This is a genomic window from Pyxidicoccus caerfyrddinensis (assembly GCF_010894405.1).
In the GTDB taxonomy this organism is placed as follows: Bacteria; Myxococcota; Myxococcia; order Myxococcales; family Myxococcaceae; genus Myxococcus; species Myxococcus caerfyrddinensis.
This window is the reverse complement of sequence record NZ_JAAIYA010000118.1, coordinates 1-792: the sequence shown is the minus strand read 5'-3', so window position 1 is coordinate 792 and position 792 is coordinate 1. Positions and strand designations below refer to the sequence as shown.

The 792-nt window shown below is 71.1% G+C and carries 1 protein-coding gene; it reads left to right on the top strand.

What is annotated here, in order from left to right; all coding sequences use genetic code 11:
• Nucleotides 1-792 (top strand): condensation domain-containing protein (locus G4D86_RS51760; protein ID WP_164003101.1); only part of this gene is annotated, 792 nt, incomplete at both ends.

Below are 792 nucleotides of genomic sequence, written 5' to 3'. Positions count from 1 at the left end.
TCGAGGGCCTCATCGGCCTGTTCGTCAACACCCTCGCGGTGCGCACTGACTTGTCCGGCGACCCGACCTTCCAGCAGCTCGTGGGCCGCGTCCACGAGACGGCCCTGGGCGCCTTCGCCCACCAGGAACTGCCCTTCGAGAAGCTGGTGGAGGTCCTCCAGCCCTCGCGCCACCTCAACGTCCCGCCGCTGTTCCAGGTGATGTTCGTGCTGCAGAACGCGCCGCTGCCGCCCGTGCAGCTTCCCGGCCTGCGCATGCACGCGCAGCCGGTGGACTCAGGCGCGGCCCGCTTCGACCTGATGCTCATCGCCGCCGAGGACCCGAAGGGTCTGCGCCTCACCGCGGAGTACAGCACGGACCTCTTCGACGAGCGCACCGTGGCGCGGCTGCTGGGCCACTTCCACACGCTGCTGCAAGGCGTGGCGGCCCGGCCCGAAGCGCGCCTGTCCGAGCTGCCACTCATGGACGAAGCCGAGCGCCACCAACTCCTCCAGGCGTGGAATGCCATCAAGGCAGACGCCCCGCCCGAGGTGGCCGTCCACACCCTCATCGAAGCCCAGGTGGAGCGCACTCCGGACGCGGTGGCCCTCGTCTTCGGCGAGGAGCAGCTCACCTACCGGCAGCTCGACGCGCGTGCCAACCAGCTCGCGCACCACCTGCGCGCGCTGCACGTCGGCCCCGAGGTGCTCGTGGGCCTGTGCGTGGAGCGCTCCGCGCAGCTGGTGGTGGGCATGCTCGCCATCCTCAAGGCCGGCGGCGCCTTCCTCTGCCTCGACCCGTCCCTCCCCTCCG